This window comes from Frankia sp. R43, from assembly GCF_001306465.1.
Taxonomy (GTDB): domain Bacteria; phylum Actinomycetota; class Actinomycetes; order Frankiales; family Frankiaceae; genus Parafrankia; species Parafrankia irregularis.
Genome location: NZ_LFCW01000002.1, coordinates 1,036,225 through 1,051,639, shown reverse-complemented (window position 1 = coordinate 1,051,639; position 15,415 = coordinate 1,036,225). Strand labels below are relative to the sequence as shown.

Genomic DNA, 15,415 nt, shown 5'->3' with positions numbered 1-15,415 from the left:
GCTGAAGGAGATACCCGGGAGTGAAAGCAGTGTCCGGGGAGATTTCCCGTGGGCGTCAGGCGCCCGGCCCCCGCGCGGGGCCTGCGGGTTCGGCGACCGCCTCCCGGTCAGCCCTGGGCTGGGCGGGAGGACCGCAGGGCCCCTGGAGCGCGGTTGCGCCCAGGCAGGCGAGCAGCGCGAGCCGCTCGGCGGTCGGCGAGTTCGGCTCGGCCGACAGGATGGCGATGCGCTGGCCGTGGTCCTCCGGCAGGCGCAGCGTCTCCTCGTGCAGGGTCAGCTCACCGACCAGCGGGTGGCGGTAGGCCCGCACGTGGCTGGCGCAGTCCTTGACCGGATGGCGCGCCCACCCCGACGCGAACTCCTCGCTCTTCACGCAGAGCTCACCGATGAGGGTGGTGAGCTGCTCGTCGTCGGGATACTGCCCCGAGGCGAGGCGGAGATAGCCGACGAGGTCCTCGACCTTGCGCCGCCAGTTTACGTAGAGGTCGCGGACATGGGCGTCCAGCATGATCAGCCGGGCCATGTTGGGGCGGGAGGCGCAGCGGTCCGGGGCGTTGAAGTCCAGGTGCGGCGCGACCAGTGCGTGCCCGAGCCGGTTCCAGGCGAGCACGTCGGTGCGGCGGCCGATCACGAGGGCCGGGCTGTCACGGACCGACTCGAGCAGGATCCGGACCCCGGGACGTACCCGCTCCAGCTGGCGGCTGCGCCGGGCCGCCCGCTCCGGGCGGGCGAGGGTGAGCAGGTGAGCCTGCTCGTCGTCGGTGAGCCTGAGCACCCGGGCGAGTGAGCCGAGCACCGCGTCGGAGGCGTTGCGGCTCTGGCCCTGCTCCAGCCGTGTGTAGTAGGTGACGCTCACCCCGGCGAGCTGGGCGAGCTCCTCGCGGCGCAGGCCAGGCACCCGGCGCCGATCACCTGGGCGGGCGATACCGGCCTCCGCGGGCGCGAGCCGGTTGCGACGCGAACGAAGGAACTCACCGAGCTCGGTCATTCTGGCATTGTCGCTCCGCCGGCAGACGTTTTCGGCACCTGGAAGGTGACCCTGCCAGGGCTACCCACCCGGTGGATAGCCCGTGCAAGGCGATGGCTACCCCGCGCAGGCGCCTGGATCGTCAGGCCCATGACCGACACGACCGCCACACCGACGCCCGTCGCCGTCCCGGCGCAGGCACGGGCGCAGGCGCAGACCGGACGCGGTTCCGCGGAACCCGGCCGGCAGGCACCGGATGACCTGCCCGCCACGACGCAGCCTCCGCAGCCCCCGCTGCCGGCGGCGGCGGGCTCCGACCGGCTCACCGCTCGGCAGCGCGTCGCGCTCCTGCTGCTGCTCGGAACGCAGTTCATGCTCGCGGTCGACTTCTCCATCCTGAACGTCGCCCTGCCCTCCATCGGCGCCGGCGTGGGGATCTCCGAGGGCCACCTGCAGTGGATCGCCACGGCCTTCGCGCTCCCGTCCGCCGGCTTCACGCTGCTGTTCGCGCGGATCGCCGATCTCACCGGGCGGCTCCGGCTGTTCATGGTCGGGCTGGGGCTGCTCATCGTCGCCTCGCTGGTCGGCGGGGTGGCGAGCACGCCGGCGGTGCTGCTCGCCGCCCGCGTGGGCCAGGGGATGGCCGCGGCCATCGCCACGCCGGCCGCGCTCTCGCTGCTGGTGACCACGTTCCCGGAGGGGCCGGCCCGCCAGCGGGCGCTCGGGCTCAACGGTGCGCTCCTGCCGGCCGGGTTCACCATCGGCGCCCTCATCGGCGGCCTGCTCACGCAGTACCTGAGCTGGCGCTGGGCCTTCCTGCTGAACGTGCCGATCGCGCTCGCCATCCTGGCCGCCGCACCGCGGGTGGTCACGGACGGGCGCGGTGAGACCGGTGGGCGACTGGACGTCCCGGGTGCGCTGACCGTCACCGGCGGGCTGGTGGCGCTGATCTACGGGATCTCCACCGGTGGCGAGGACGGCTGGGGCCGGCCCGTCGTGTGGATCACCGCCGGGGTGGGCCTGGCGTTGCTGGTCGCCTTCTGGCGCATCGAGTCGACCAGCTCGCATCCGCTCGCGTCACTGGCCGTGCTGCGCCGGCGCGCGGTGGGTGGCGGCAACGCCGGCGGATTCGTGATCTTCGCGATGGGCAGCGCGATCGTCTTCCTGCTCACCGTCTACCTGCAGGAGCTGCTCGGCTACTCCGCCATGGTCACCGGGCTGATCTTCGGTGTCCCGGGCGCGGCGGCCTTCACCGCCGGCATCGTCGCGCCGCGGGTCCTGCGCCGGATCAGCCCGCGGACGACCCTCGTCACGGCGCTGTTCGTCCAGGGGTCGTCCGCCGTGGCGCTGGCGTTCGTCGACCTCGACCGCACCTCGCTCACCCTGGTGATGATCGCGTCGGTGCTCGGGTTCTTCGGCCATGCCCTCGGCATCGTCGGGTTCCTGGTGACGGCGACCGCGGACCTGCCCGACGACGAACAGGGTCTGGCCACCGGGCTCGCGACCATGACCCAGCAGATCGGGCTCACCGTCGGGATCCCGATCCTGAGCGCGGTCGTCGCCGCGAACGCCGCCGGAGCCCCCGGCACCCTCGCCGCCGACGAGGCGACGCTGGACGGCATCAGGATGGCCCTGTCCATCGACGGCGCCGTCACGATCGCGGCCGGGTTCGCCGTCGCCGCCATCCTCCCCCGCCTGCGGACACGAACAGCGCGCACAGCGACCGACGCCGCCAGGCGCACGACCGGGTGAGGCGGGTGCGTTTTCCAGAGGGTTTCTCCACCCTGTTCACAGCAAAGCGACAACGAGATCCGCCGACGGCCGCGCCGGCTGGGTGGGGGCTTTTCCGGCTCCACCCGGCTGGATGTCAGCCATCGGATAGGCCGATCGCGCGGGCCCGGTGGGCCGGTGAGCCGGTGCCGGCTATTCTCGGCGACCACCATGACCACACCCGCAGATTTCTTTGCCGGACATGAGGGCGCCGTGCGCGCGATCGCGGTCTTCCCGGACGGCCGCCGAATCGTCACCGGCGGAGCCGACAGCAGAATCCGGGTCTGGGACCTGCCGTCGGGCCGGCTGCTCACCGAACACAACGCGCACACCGGCCCCGTCCTCGCGGTGGCGGTGGACGAGCAGTGCCAGGTGGTCTCCAGCGACCAGGGGAAGACGGTCGTCTGGGCGTGCGAGCCCGCCGCGGCCTCGTCCGCGGCGCCATCCTCGGTGCCGTATCCGAGGCGCGTCGCCGAGACAGCCGTCTCGCCCCGCGGGGACACCGTGGTCAGCATCGACACCGGCCAAGACGTCGTCGTCCAGCCACCCGGGACCGGCAGCTGGCCCAGCGGCCACCGGCGCGTCGACAGCATCGCGGTGAGCGACGGAGGGCAGGTCGTCACCGGCGGATCGGAGCCGATCGTCCGCGTGACGGATCGGCACGGGGCCGAGCTGCGCCGGCTGGACGGTGCCGCGCACGGCAGTGTCGCCGTGGCGGCCTCCCACGATGGCAGTCACATCGCCGTCGCGATCCAGGGAGCTGTGCGGTACTGGGACACGGCGGTTTCCCGCACCGCGGTCGACCTGACCGGCTGCGAGGACCCGGTCACCCTGGCGGTGACCCCGGACGGCAGGCAGGTCGTCGCGGGTGGCCTCGATGGCGGGATCTGGGTGTGGAGTGCGGAGCAGCCCGGCCAGGCACCGGTGCGGCTGCGCGGCCACCACAGCGCGGTGCGGGCCTTCGCCGTCACGCCGGACAACAAGCGCCTGGTCAGCGGCACCGATGACGGCACGATCCGGCTGTGGGACCTGGCGACGGGTGCGCGGATCACGCCTGGCACCGCCCCCGGCCCGCTGCCCGGCCACGTCAGCGATCAGGAAAGCGCGCTCGACCTGCTCGGGTTCGCCACGGACGTCGAGGCCATGGCCGCGCTCCTCGCGGACCGCTCGACCGAGCCGCCGCTGGCGATCGCGCTGCTCGGCCGGTGGGGCTCCGGCAAGTCGAGCTTCGCCCGCCAGCTCCACGACCGGGTGGCCGCGCTGGCCCAGCAGTCCAGCCGCAGCGCGGCGCGCAGCATCTTCGCGACCAACATCCGCCAGGTGCGCTTCGACGCCTGGCACTACAACGACGACCACCTCTGGGTGGGCATGGCCGAGCACCTCTTCGCCGGCCTCGTCGAGCCGGAGCCGTCGGACACCGAGCAGATCCGCGCGAGGCGGGAGGTCCTGCGCGACAGGCTGCGCGCCTTCGAGGACCTGGCCGCCGAGGACACCGACTGGACGCAGCGGCTGCGGGCCCGGGCCCGGCTGTGGCGGGTCGACCTCGCGCGGTGGCGTGGCCGGTTCGTCCTCGCGGGGGCGGTGCTGGTGCTGGGAGTGTGCACCGGTCTGGTCGGACTGCTGTGGGGCCCGGCTCCGGTGGTGGCGGTCGGTGGCGTCGTCGCCGTGCTGGCCGGGTTTCCCATCGTCGGCTGGCTCGTGGCGGCCTGGCAGGCGGTCAGCGGGCTCGACCAGCGGCGTGTCGACGTCCTGGAACAACAGGCGCGGGACACCCGGATGCAGCTGGCCACGCTCGACGCGGCGCAGCGGCTGGCGGTCGTGATCGAGCAGGCCCGGTCGGGCGCCTACGACCAGTATCGCGGGCTGCTCGGCCAGGTCCACGCCGACCTGCGCCAGCTCAGCGACAGCGCGCGGCGGGCCTTCGCCGAGTGGACGAGGACCGGCTCCCGGGGCAGGCCTCCGCTGGAGCGGGTCATCCTCTACATCGACGACCTCGACCGCTGTTCACCGCGCAGGGTGGTCGACGTTCTCGCCGCGGTGCACATGCTGCTGGCGCTTCCGCTGTTCGTCGTGGTGGTCGCCGTGGATCCCCGGTGGCTTCGGCGCTGCCTCGAGCAGTACTACGCCGAGATCTTCGCCGGGAACGCGGACGCCGCCGGCGGCGCGACACCGTTCGACTACCTGGACAAGATCTTCCAGGTGGTCTTCGCGCTGCGGCCGATGGGGGCCGAGGCCGACCGCTACGTCGAGTGGCTCGTGCCGACGGCTGCCGAGGACGAACGCCCCCGGCGCCGGGAGGCCGAACCGCCCGAGGCCAGGCCGCGCCCGGGTTCCGGGGAGCCCGACCGGCCCGGGCCGGGACGCACCGGGCGGGCGGCCACACCCGGCGAGATGCCGCCCCAGCCGGACCAGCTGCGGCTGCGTCCCCAGGAGCTGCGGTTCGTCCAGCGGCTGCGCCCGATGTTGGAGACACCGCGCGCGCTGAAACGGTTCGTCAATCTGTACCGCCTGGTGCGCGCGGGCATTCCCGACAACGAGCTCGACGACTTCATCGGCACCGACGAAAACGGCCCCTACCAGGCGGTGCTCGTACTGCTCGCGGTACTCGTGGCCGATCCGGAAGGCGGCCGGACCCTGATTAAGGCGCTACACGGACAAGTCGACGGGACCGGTATCCACGAGCTGATCGAGGAGCTGTCCCGCCGCGAACAGCCCTGGCGGGTACACGACATCTGGGCGCGTCTGCTGGCTCTGCTGGGAGACGGGAATTCCGTACACAGTAGTCTTCCCACCTACCGGCGCTGGGCGGGAACGACGGCGCGGTTCAGTTTCGAGACCTGGGATCTGACCGAGCCCCGCTGACCCATCAGGAGGCGACCGTGTTCGGCGGACGGGCACACCGGTTCTTCCGCCGCCGTCACGCACTCGGCGGTCTGGTCGGCGTCGTCCTCGTCGCGGTGACCGCGGTGGCGCCGCGCGTCGCGGTCGGCGGCCACGGCCCGGCGGACTGCGACCGCACGGAGACGATCCGGGTCACCTCGTCCACGGAGAAGGCCGGCGTGATGGCGCAGCTCGTCGACCGGTACAACGACGCGGGGCGCGCCGTGGCCGGCCTGTGCGGGCACGTCCAGCTCAGCGCCCGCACCTCCGGGGCGACGAAGAACGACCTCGCCGAGGGCAAGAAGGACCCACCGCAGGTGTGGCTGCCGACATCGTCGATGTGGACGAGCCTGCTCGCGCAGGAGGGGCACGGCGACCTCCTGGTATCCGAGCCCGCGCACCGGTCCGTGACCCGGAGCATGCTCGTCATCGCGATGCCGCAGCCGGTGGCCGAGACGCTGGCGCAGCACAGCGCCCCGCTCGCCACCTGGAAGGACGTGCTCGACCTGGCGCGGAAAGGCTGGTCCGCCTACGGCCGACCGGACTGGGGGAAGTTCGTGCTCGGCCGGGACAACGCGGAGACGTCGACCTCCGGGCTGGCCGCCACGGTCGCCACCTATCTCGCCGCCGCCCACGCCACCGGTACCGCGACCACACCCACCTCCGACTGGCTCAACGATCCGGACGTCGTCGGTTTCGTGCACGGAATCGAGTCGTCGGTTTCGCGTTACGGCGACGAGGCGGTGCTGTTCATGCAGCAGATCTACGACGCCGAGCAAAAACAGGACGAGGCCGCCTACCGGCCGTATGTGGACGCGATAGTCATCCAGGAGCAGATGGTCTACCTGTACAACCGAGGCGCGCCCGGCGGCGATCCGGCCCAGATGAGCGACGAGCGCCAGCCACGCCGTCCGCTTCGGGTGGTGTATCCGCAGGACGGCACGCTCGAGCTCGATCACCCGTTCGTCGTGCTGGCCTCGGCGACGCCGCCGCAGCGCCGCGTCGCGGAGGACTTCTACCGTTTCCTGGTCGAGGACGACCAGCAGCGGCTGTTCGCCGACGTCGGTTTCCGCCCGCTGCCCGCCAGCTCCACCGAGCATGGCGGGAACAGCGAGAACGGCGAGAACGGCGAGCAGGCCACGGCCACCCGGCCGACCGAGCAGCTCGTACGGACGCTCGGCATACCGGCGGACCAGATGCCGGCGCTCGTGCCGATCCCCGACGGCAAGCTGCTCGCGGCAATGCTGGAGAACTGGGACCGGGTACGGCGCAAGGCCCGCGTGCTGCTGCTCGACGTGTCGGGCTCGATGAACGAACCGGTCGACGACCCGGACAAGGCCGTCGACCGCACGAAGCTGCAGCTGATGATCCCGGCCGCCGAACGTGCGCTCACGCTGCTCGACGACGATGACGAGGTGGGCCTGTGGACGTTCTCCTCAGGCCCGGCCTACACCGAGGTCGTGCCGGTGTCACCGGTCGGTACGGTCCGCGCCGCGCTGCAGGAGCGGCTGCGGGGACTGCGGGCACGCGGGGACACCGCCCTGTTCGAGGCCACCCAGCGGGCCAGCGAGATGATGACGGCGAACGCGGACCCGGAGCGCATCAACGCCATCGTGCTGCTCAGCGACGGGCAGAACACCGAGCCGTACCGCGGTGACGCGAAGGCGCTGCTGGCCGCCCTGGACCCGGGCACCTCGGACACGCCAGTCCGGATCTTCACCGTCCCCTACGGCCGGGCCGACAACGCCGACGTCGGCACGCTCGCGGAGATCGCGCGCCTGACCCGGGCGGCCCAGTACGACGCCCGCAACCCGCTGGACATCGACGCGGCTTTCGTCCGGGTCTTCCGGAACTTCGGCTGAACGGTGGCGCTTCCACAGCGGTTCCAGGATCCGGTCGGGGTCGGCGAGGCCGTCGTGCTCGGGCTCGGCGCGTTCGTGGCCGGGCTGGTCGGGCCGTGGCCGTGGCTGGCCGGTGTGGCCGGGCCGGTGACGGCGGCCCTCGTCCTGATCACGGCCACTCGACGCGGCCCGCAGCCGCCGCCCCCTCCTCCGCAGCCGCACCCGCTGGGAGCGGCGGACGCCGTCCGGCTGGTGCGGGAGTGGAGGGAGGACCTGGGAGCAGACCATCCCGCCCGCTCCCGTGCCGACGAGGTGTGCGAGCTGGCCGACACGGTCGAGTTGCTGATCCTGCGGCGGGAACACGTGATCGCCGGTATCGAGGAGGCCGCGGCACGGGAGGCGATGGCCCGCGACCTGAGCCTGGACGTCGCCTACCTCACGCGCTTTCTGGACAGCTTCTACGTCTCCAGAGGGATCGCTCCGACGAGAACGGTCCACTGGGACGAGCTGCGGGAGCGCTTCAACCGGGTGCACGGCATGCTCCACAACGATCCCGATCTTTGACCTGCACGTCCCAGCCCCGGCACGTGCCACGGCCACGTGGCCGTGCCCGCATGCCCGGCCGTGTGCCTGCCGGGTATCCGGGAAGCATCCGAGGGAGGAGCTGCACGGAGGAGATGGCCGTGGCGGAGAGCGGGGATCGCGGTGGCACGAGGGCACCGCCGTGCTCGGTTCGTCCCGAGCCGGACTCGAGGCCGGAGCCGGACCCGGAGCACCCCGCTGGGCTGGAGCCTGTGGCTGGGCTGGAGCCAGTGCCGGCGGCGGTGGCCGGGCTGCTCGCGACCGCCCGCGGCTGCCTCGAAGTGGATGTCTGCTGGCTGTCCCGGCTGATCGGCGGGGCCCAGGTGATCGAGGCCTGCAGCGGGGACGCGGTTTCGTTCGGCGTTCGTCCCGGCTCGACCGTCCGCTACGGCGACCGACGGCACTCGCGGGGGCACACCGGCCACCGGCCCGCACCGGCCGATCAGGCGAGCCCGAGCTCGGGCACAGGCACAGGCACAGGCACGACGGTTGCCGAGGGGCAGGTCTCCGGACGGCTCGGAGCGGGTTCGTACCTCGGGGTCCCGGTGGTGCTGGCGGACGGGCGAGCGTACGGGATGCTGTGCTGCCTGAGCCGCGACCGCGTCCTCACCGCGCGTGGCCGCCAGGCGCGGTCCCTGATCCTGCTCGCCGGCGTGCTCGCCGAGTCGCTCTCCTGCCAGCGGCCGGACCTGGAGGCACGGCGCGGGCGGTTCCGGCAGCTGATCGACAACGGCGGTCCCCGGATGACGTTCCAGCCGGTCTTCGAGCTGCCGTCGATGGACTGCATGGGAGCGGAGTCGCTGGCACGGTTCCCGCCAGGTTTCGGTGGCCCGGAGCGTTGCTTCGCGGAGGCCGCCGAGCTGGGTCTGGCCATCGCCCTCGAGGTGTCCGCGATCAGGGCGGCGCTCGGCGCCCTGCCGCAGCTTCCACCCGAGTTCGGGCTCGGCATCAACGCGTCTCCGACCACGGTCGTCTCCGGGGAGATCGCCAGAATGATCGTCGACGTCCCCGCCGAGCGCCTCGTCCTCGAGATCACCGAGCATGACTACATCGAGGACTACCCGGCGACGGACCGCGCGCTCGACGTCCTGCGTCGGGCGGGCGTCCGGGTCGCCGTGGACGACGTCGGCCGCGGCTCCGCAGGCCTGCGTCACCTCGTACAGCTGCGGCCGGACTTCATCAAGATGGACCGGTGCCTCACCCAGCACATCGACGCCGATCCGGCCCGGCGCGCACTCGCGACCGCGCTGGTGAGCTTCGCGCGGGAGACCGACGGGCTGGTGCTCGCCGAAGGCGTCGAGACCGCCGCGGAACTCGACGTCCTGATCGGCGCCGGCGTTCACCAGGCGCAGGGCCACTACCTCGCGCCCCCGGGACCGCTCCCGCTACCCCCGAACGCCGACCAGACCCGCCCGCCTCCCGCGCCAGCGGATCAGGCCGCGTTCGGAGAGTAGTTCCTCAGACATCCCGGTACATGCGACAGAAGCGCCTCTTCGCATATAACAAGCATTCTCGACCATCAGCGCAAAGAACACACTCTGACCCGATACGGCAGATCGTCCAGGAGGCCGGTCAGCCCGGGAACGGTGGCGCCGTTGACGGGCGGGAGGAGCCCTCGACCAATCGCCTGATCTCGTCGATCAAATACTCGCGTGCACCATCGGCGTCGTTCGCGAACGGAACCAGATCGATGTAGCGAATCCCGCGCAGCAGGCCTTCGGGTTCGCATTCCTCCACCCGGACCAGAATCAGTGAGCGGTGGAGTCCCCCTGGGTCTCGACTCAAGACCGCCTGCCAGACCGGCCGCATGTCGTCCGCCTCGAGGTAGGCCTGTGACAGCACGACGACAACGCGGGCCGAGAACCGCAGGCTCTCCTCGAGCGCGGAAATCCTGTTGGTCCCGGTGGGATACCAGGCGTCGGCGCGAACGAGATATTCATCCTGAAGCTGCCATGCGATCCACCTGCTCCACGCTTCGTCGGCGCTGACGGCGGAGACGAAGAAGTCCCACCTGGTGCCGTCCGGCCGGACCGGGGCATCGAGACCACCTGTGTGTTCCCGGCTCTCCGGACCGGTCGCTGTTCCCGTGGCCAGCGACTGGTTCGACGGTCCGATCATCGGCGTGGAAGGCGCCCCGCGGCCGGGCAGGGTCAGCCAGGCGGTACCAGTGAAACTTTTCACCGACACCGCGACCTCGCGATAGTCGTCCGGAGAGAGGCCATGGAACCCGGGGCGGACCACCGTGTCGAAAAGTTTCGACGACAGGATCAGCGCCAGGTCCGCGTCCCTGTTGCGCTGCAGCGCATCGCGGATCGGCGCCGAGTCGACGAGCCGCGCGCAGGTCACCACGGCCTCATCGGCCCAGGCGGTCCCGGGGTCCACGATATTCTGGCCTTCGTGCATCGCGACCCGCAGGCGGATACGGTCGCGATCATCGCGGGTCGAGTTGTACGCCCGCAGCGCGATAACCAGCTCGCGGACGAAGTCGACGACGATCCATGCTTTCGGAATGTCGGCCGAGAACACCATGGGATAGTCATCGCCCCGGTCCTGCCGCTGGAGCGCCCGGGGAATTTTGGCCCTGATGAGGGAGCTCTCGATGATTTGCCGCAGCCGCCTCATCTCCACGATATTGCGATCGCTGTCGCCGACGGTGTCGAAGGCGATGACGGTGCTGTTCGCGGGCAGCCCGCCATCCGTTCGCGGCTCCGGGCTGGCGTCGCGGGGCGAGTCTGCCACGGATTCGGCGTGTTGCGCGGCGGCCATCCCCGTCTGGAACGCCTTGTTGGCGGGAAAGTCGCGAGCCGCGAGGGTGAGAATCCGGAGGCGGGCGCCTGGGAGCACGCCCCGGACGAGCGTGGCGTTGACCGCGTGCCAGTACTCGATCTCGATCGGTGTCGTCGGCGGCTGCTGTTCGGGTTTCAGACCGGCCCGGGAAAGCAGCTGACCAGCAACGGTCCGCTCGGAATAGACGGCCGCGAGGGCCTGCACCTCAAACCTGGTCAACGAGTCGACCGGAGTACCGTCGGCGACACCGCGGCCGGAGCTTTCGAACAGGCGGACCACGTCGGCGAGCTGGCGGCTGGCGGGGTACTCCCTGGCGGCTTCGGTAAGCAGGTGCGCCAGCCAGCCCTCGGCCTGCGCCTCCCCGACGACCTTGAACACGACTTCCGTCATAGGGCCACGCTCGCGCTCGAGCATGTGCGCCGAAGGCCGTTCGAGCCTGTGAAGCAGCTCGTCGAGCCGGTCCCGGCTTGAACAGACGACGAGGAGCGCGTCCTGTACCGCTCGTCGCTGCGCGTCGTTCATCGCCGCGATCTTCGATTCGTCGATCGTGGGCAGGGCCGCTTCCACGTCCGGGATGCGGCTGAGGTCGGGCTGGTGGGCGAACTGGTAGCGCATCGCCGCGAACCAGCCGGGAGCCAGCGAGTGCTCGGTGCCCGCGGTCGACTCGGACTCGGCCAGCCAGCGTTCGGCCGCCTCCGGGTCGAGCAGGTGCAGCGCGGTGAGCTGTTGGGCCTTCTCCAGCTCGGGGCGATGCCGCCAGGTACCGGTCTGCTCGGCGTACTGCCAGAGCAGGTTGGCGACGGCGAGCACCCGGTCCATCCCGTACCGCGCGCGCAGCGAGGTGAGCAGGAACCGGCGAAGCTCCGGCTCGATCTCGAACAGGCCGTCGCCGATGTCGCGGAACACCGGCGAGAGCAGCAGATCGGCCTCCACGGCGTAGTCCAGCGGCTCGTCATCGAGGAAGAAGTTCACCCGCAGCAGGTGCAGCAGGCGGGCGTCGACGACCACCGGCACGGCGGCGTGGCTGGCCAGCGCCACTGGCCCGTCAGGCAGCTCGGCCAGGACGTCCGAGCGGCGACGCGCGACGTCGCCCGTGTCGGTGTCAGCGGCGGCGTTCACAGCGGCGCGTCCACCAGGACCGACCGGCCCCGCAGGGCCTCCACCGCCGTGTCGAGGCCGGCCTTGGTGGCCAGCGGGAACATCGGCACGTGCCGGCTGACCCGCCCGGCGGTCGAGCCGGCCCAGCGGCCGACCGGCGTCGGGTTCAGCCAGACCAGGCGACCGCACCGTTCCCGTAGTGCCTTCAGGAGGGCGATCGTGTCGAGGAGCCGCACCGGGTCGTAGCGGCCACGGGCGGCCCCCGCGTCCCCGATCACCACCGCTCCCGTCGGGCCGCCGGCCGCCGCGTCGTCGAGGTCGAGCAGGTCGGCCAGCCGCTCCGGCCGGGTCAGCGCCGGGTCGGCGTAGACGGCACCGTTCGGCAGTGGCGAGATCCGGAGCAGGATCTCGTCGAGGTTGCCGGCGAACGGGTCGGACAACGTGTCCAGCAGCCGCCGGTCGGGGCTCGGGGCCGGCACGTTGTGGAAATACCGAACGGTGGTCGTCTCGGAGCGGGCGGTCTCCGTCAGCGCGCGCCGGACGTGTTCGACATAGTCCGCGTACGGCGTCATCGACCCGCCCGCGTCGATGAGGACCAGCATGCGGACAGCGTTGCGCCGCCGGGCGACGAGGACAGGCGCCGTCGCCACGCCGCTGTCGCAGCGCCGACGCAGCGATGCGTCCACGTCGACCTCGACGGCCGGGCCGACCCGCACCGGGCGGCGGACCCGGCGCCAGGCCTGCGCGATCTCCCGCTCGCTCACCGGGTACCGCGGAACCAGTACCAGTCGGCGGTCGACGCTGGCGAAGGAAGGGGCCGGGAGCGCCGGCAGACCACCCATCGGCTCCGCACGGACCTCTTCAGCCGCAGGTGATGCGACGGCATCTGGCTCCGCGTCAGACCTGCTCGCGTCCAGGTCTGCGGCGGGCTCGTCTTCGGCCGCGGCCGGCGGGTCGAGGTCCGGCACGTCCACCCGCAGGAACGCGGCACGCACGACATCGGCCTCGCGGTCCGACTTGGCCCACAGCGTGACGCAGAGGTCCTCCAGCGCCGCGCGGGAGGACCAGCCGAAGCCTGCGGCGAGAGCCTGGCGCAGCGCGGCCACGTCCTCGGGGCCGAGCATGAACGCTCGCCGCCGCAGCTGGTCGATCAGATCGGTGACGAACGGCGGCGGCCCGGGGCTCATCCGCCGTCCCCGCCCGGCAGGCCGCGCGGCAGGCGCTCCCCCACCACTCGGCCGGATGGCGAGGCAGCACTCGGTGCCGGCATGGTCTCGGCCAGCGCCACGTCGGAGCGCACCTTCAGCAGCGCGCCGATGTAGGGCAGGAGGTCCAGCTCGACGACCGGCGTCTGGACAGCCCGCAGGTAGCCGACCCAGTCCAGCAGCTCGGACAGGCCGGGCCGCTTGGTCAGGTTCAGCGATCGCAGCCGGACCAGGACGTCGATCGCGCCTTCGCGCAGCGCCGCCTCGGGCACGTCGTGCGCGGCCAGGATCTCGTCCAGCAGCCCGACGTCGCGCGGGAACTCCACGAAGTGGAAGACGCACCGCCGCAGGAACGCGCTCGGCAGCACCCTCTCCTCGTTGTTCGTAACGAAGATGATCGGCCGCAGGTCAGGGCGGTTCTCCGGGACGGCGTGACGGCGGCCGGGCTGCTCAGCGACGTCGAAGGCGAGCTGGTCCAACTCGCGCAGCAGGTCGTTCGGGAAGTCGATGTCGGCCTTGTCGATCTCGTCGATCAGGAGGACGGAGCGCCGCCCCTGTTCGGCCCGGGCGATGGCCCGCCCCAGCGGTCCCAGCCGGACGTAGTCGCCGACGTTCCTCGGGTCTCCGGCTGTTCCCGCCGGGAGCTGGGCGTCGTACAGCCGGCGGACTGCGTCATAGCTGTAGAGCAGGTCCTGGGCCCGGGTCGTCGACTTGACGTACATCTCCTCCAGCGGCAGGCCCAGCGCGTAGGCCACGGCATGGGCCAGCCGCGTCTTGCCCGCGCCCGGATCCCCCTGGAGCAGCAGCGGCCGGCCCAACGCGACAGCGACGTTGACCGCCTCGGCCAGTCGAGGGCCGGCGATGTAGGGCTCGCGGCCAACCTCCACCGTGTCGGTGACGGTGGCCGGCACCGGCTCCAGGTCAACCCGCTCGATGCGCCGGTGTTCCGGGAGGGCGGCGGCCGGGTCGAACCGCGTGGACGTGTCGACCCGATGGCGGGTACGCATCAGCCGGTTCCTTCCAGTCGACCGCGGAAGGCGGCCTGATCCCGATGCAGCTCATCGACGCTTTCGTCGATCGCCGAGTACAGCGCCCGGACGTCGAGAACCTCGCTGTCCGGGAGACCCAGCGCGGCACGCCGGCAGATCTGCTCCTGCCAGGCCCAGCGCAGGGCCAGCGGCCAGCCGTGGGTCTCCGCCAGCCGTGACACCGCGCCGTGCGCCCATGTCCTGACGTCCGACGAGGTGAAGCGGGGTGGGTCGAGAGCGATGATGTCGTCCGGCAGAGCCATACCGACTCGGCTGACGAACAGCAGGACCAGCTGCCGGGGCCCGGCGACGAAATCGCTTCGTACGCGGTTCCAGAACACCTCGATCGCCGCCGGGATCCGGTCGCTGGTCCCCCGCTCGACCCCGTCGACGTGGACCCGGAACGACAGGTCTCGCCAGGCCAGCTCGTCGCGATGCCCGCACAGCTCGTCCGCCCACCGTCCGGGCGGCCGGATGTCCTCACGCAGGTTGATCGGGGTCTTCCGGGCGACGTCGTCGCTGACCAGGCCCTCGATGCGGACCTGGAGCTTGTCCAGGAACATGTCCTCGGCGTACGTGGTGGCGAAGGCGAGGATCGGCGCCCCGGTACCCACAGCGGTCAGCACGATGTCGTCCACCGAGGCGAGATCGAAGAAGGTGCTGTTGAAGTGGCGATCGATGGCCGGGACGAAAGCCCGCCCGCCGGAGTCGGCGCTGCCGCCGATGCGGGGAGTGTCCGACGCCTGCGGGTGACGTTCGAACTGCCGCGCGAAAATCCGTAACGGATGTCTGTCGTCCGGTGCCTCCTGGCTCGCTGCCGCCACGAGCTGCGGCAACCATCCCCCGGCCTTGGCCGCCGTCAACACCGCCATCAGGATCTCCGAGATGCCACTGCCGTCACCCGCGTAGTCGCCGACTCGCTTGTCCAGGTTGAAGAGGAGGAGCCGATCCACGGCCGCACGCTCGGGAAACGCTTCCTTCAACGCGTCAAAGAAGGGGCGGAGCTGAGGGCCTGTCAGCCCCTCAAGCCGGTCAACGTCAAGGTCCATCAAGAACGCACCCCGGCCAACGCCGATGTCCCCCCGCCCGTCGCCGTGTCGCGACATTCTAATGCCACGGCGACGTTCGCCGTTTCCGGGCCCGGTCGATTCTGGCGCATGCGTGGCCGGGCGGGCGCCCGACGCTGGTAAGGCCCCGCCCACGCGAAGAGCCGCCCGAATGCCCAGCGGCCGTCAGCGGTGCTCGTTTCCCTCCGGA

General features: G+C 71.6%; 10 protein-coding genes. 5 read left to right on the top strand and 5 right to left on the bottom strand.

The window, feature by feature from the left end; all coding sequences use genetic code 11:
* Positions 1-55: 55 nt before the first annotated feature.
* Positions 56-988: a helix-turn-helix domain-containing protein gene (locus ACG83_RS12365; RefSeq protein ID WP_054566250.1), complete on the bottom strand. Its 933-nt coding sequence runs from the start codon at positions 986-988 to the stop codon at positions 56-58.
* 129 nt (positions 989-1,117) lie between these two features.
* Between ACG83_RS12365 and ACG83_RS12360 the strand changes: the two genes are divergently transcribed.
* The 5 genes from ACG83_RS12360 to ACG83_RS12340 all read left to right on the top strand — a co-directional run bounded on the left by ACG83_RS12360 (position 1,118) and on the right by ACG83_RS12340 (position 9,494).
* Positions 1,118-2,719, top strand: a complete 1,602-nt coding sequence (locus ACG83_RS12360; RefSeq protein WP_083473161.1) for an MFS transporter — start codon at positions 1,118-1,120, stop codon at positions 2,717-2,719.
* Between the two features lie 189 nt (positions 2,720-2,908).
* Positions 2,909-5,599: a P-loop NTPase fold protein gene (locus ACG83_RS12355; RefSeq protein WP_063793042.1), complete on the top strand. Its 2,691-nt coding sequence runs from the start codon at positions 2,909-2,911 to the stop codon at positions 5,597-5,599.
* 17 nt (positions 5,600-5,616) lie between these two features.
* The gene (locus tag ACG83_RS12350) at positions 5,617-7,479 is read left to right on the top strand and encodes a VWA domain-containing protein (protein WP_054566248.1); all 1,863 of its coding nucleotides are present in this window, start codon (positions 5,617-5,619) and stop codon (positions 7,477-7,479) included.
* Between the two features lie 3 nt (positions 7,480-7,482).
* Positions 7,483-8,022, top strand: a complete 540-nt coding sequence (locus ACG83_RS12345) for a hypothetical protein (RefSeq protein ID WP_054566247.1) — start codon at positions 7,483-7,485, stop codon at positions 8,020-8,022.
* A 230-nt stretch (positions 8,023-8,252) separates the two neighbouring features.
* Positions 8,253-9,494 carry an EAL domain-containing protein gene (locus ACG83_RS12340; RefSeq protein WP_235497843.1) on the top strand — a complete coding sequence of 414 codons (1,242 nt, stop codon included), beginning with the start codon at positions 8,253-8,255 and terminating at the stop codon, positions 9,492-9,494.
* A gap of 118 nt (positions 9,495-9,612) precedes the next feature.
* Here ACG83_RS12340 and ACG83_RS12335 read toward each other — a convergent pair whose 3' ends face one another.
* From ACG83_RS12335 to ACG83_RS12320, 4 genes are read right to left on the bottom strand one after another with little or no spacing between them, the layout of a single operon-like run.
* The gene (locus ACG83_RS12335; RefSeq protein WP_054566246.1) at positions 9,613-11,946 is read right to left on the bottom strand and encodes a toll/interleukin-1 receptor domain-containing protein; all 2,334 of its coding nucleotides are present in this window, start codon (positions 11,944-11,946) and stop codon (positions 9,613-9,615) included.
* On the bottom strand, positions 11,943-13,112 hold the full coding sequence (locus ACG83_RS12330) for a VWA domain-containing protein (RefSeq protein ID WP_054566245.1): 1,170 nt from the start codon (positions 13,110-13,112) through the stop codon (positions 11,943-11,945). The genes ACG83_RS12335 and ACG83_RS12330 overlap by 4 nt, the downstream gene beginning before the upstream one ends.
* Positions 13,109-14,137 carry a MoxR family ATPase gene (locus ACG83_RS12325; RefSeq protein ID WP_054566244.1) on the bottom strand — a complete coding sequence of 343 codons (1,029 nt, stop codon included), beginning with the start codon at positions 14,135-14,137 and terminating at the stop codon, positions 13,109-13,111. Before ACG83_RS12325 ends, ACG83_RS12330 begins: the two co-directional genes overlap by 4 nt.
* Positions 14,137-15,207, bottom strand: coding sequence for an effector-associated domain EAD1-containing protein (locus ACG83_RS12320; protein ID WP_152991350.1), 1,071 nt, complete (start codon positions 15,205-15,207; stop codon positions 14,137-14,139). The genes ACG83_RS12325 and ACG83_RS12320 overlap by 1 nt, the downstream gene beginning before the upstream one ends.
* Positions 15,208-15,415: the final 208 nt, after the last annotated feature.

Excerpts from the sequence above, each read along its gene's own strand:
- ACG83_RS12320 (WP_152991350.1), bottom strand. The coding sequence starts at position 15,207 with ATGGACCTTGACGTTGACCGGCTTGAGGGGCTGACAGGCCCTCAGCTC.
- ACG83_RS12365 (WP_054566250.1), bottom strand. The coding sequence starts at position 988 with ATGACCGAGCTCGGTGAGTTCCTTCGTTCGCGTCGCAACCGGCTCGCG.
- ACG83_RS12360 (WP_083473161.1), top strand. The coding sequence starts at position 1,118 with ATGACCGACACGACCGCCACACCGACGCCCGTCGCCGTCCCGGCGCAG.
- ACG83_RS12355 (WP_063793042.1), top strand. The coding sequence starts at position 2,909 with ATGACCACACCCGCAGATTTCTTTGCCGGACATGAGGGCGCCGTGCGC.
- ACG83_RS12330 (WP_054566245.1), bottom strand. The coding sequence starts at position 13,112 with ATGAGCCCCGGGCCGCCGCCGTTCGTCACCGATCTGATCGACCAGCTG.
- ACG83_RS12325 (WP_054566244.1), bottom strand. The coding sequence starts at position 14,137 with ATGCGTACCCGCCATCGGGTCGACACGTCCACGCGGTTCGACCCGGCC.